The following is a 746-nucleotide window of genomic DNA, read 5'->3' on the forward strand; positions in this document are numbered from 1 at the left end:
TTCGCCGCATACGCCATCGAGTTGTTGTACCGCAACACCGCCCGCAACTCCTGGGACCCATCCCGCAGATCCAGACCCCCCGAACACAGATACTTCCCCGCCGCCAACGCCGCATCGAACACATTGTGCGGATCGGCCACCCCGTCCCCATTCCCATCCGCCCCGTACACACCCCACGTCCCCGGCAAGAACTGCATCGGACCCAACGCCCGCACATACCCCCCATCCGCCGCCCGGATCACCTCGTTACCCGGCAGACTCCCATCCAGCGCCGGACCATAGATCGGCGCCACCGTCGTGCCCGCCGCATCCGTACGCCCACCCCGCGCATGCCCCGACTCGATCCGCCCGATCCCCGCCAGCAAACTCCACGACAACCCACACCCCGGCGCCGAGGACGCCAACGCCAACTCCGCATTCCGATACGCCGCCAACACCACCTCCGGAATCCCCAACGCACCCCCCGCCGCGGGCAACCGCACCTCCTGCAACGGAACCACCCCCGCGAACGGCGCCCCCGGCGTCACCGCCCGCAACCGCCGCGGCCCCTCCGCCGCCACCGGCAACAACCCCACCACCCCCGACTCCGCACTCGCCGCCGCCAACACCTCCGGCGCCCGCGGCGCGGGCTCCGCCACCGGCGACTGCACCCCCGAACCACTCACCACCGCACCAGCAACAACCAAAGCCGAGACCGTTATCGGAGCAGATACACGCATTCGGCCACACCCAATCCTCGACGTCGT

At 69.7% G+C, this 746-nt stretch carries 1 protein-coding gene; it reads right to left on the reverse strand.

Annotation, left to right across the window (positions count from 1 at the left end; all coding sequences use genetic code 11):
- Window positions 1-665 (reverse strand): lytic transglycosylase domain-containing protein (locus NNI01S_RS33010; protein WP_281180719.1); only part of this gene is annotated, 665 nt, incomplete at its 3' end.
- Window positions 666-746: the final 81 nt, after the last annotated feature.

Source organism: Nocardia niwae NBRC 108934 = DSM 45340 (assembly GCF_001613465.1).
Lineage (GTDB): Bacteria > Actinomycetota > Actinomycetes > Mycobacteriales > Mycobacteriaceae > Nocardia > Nocardia niwae.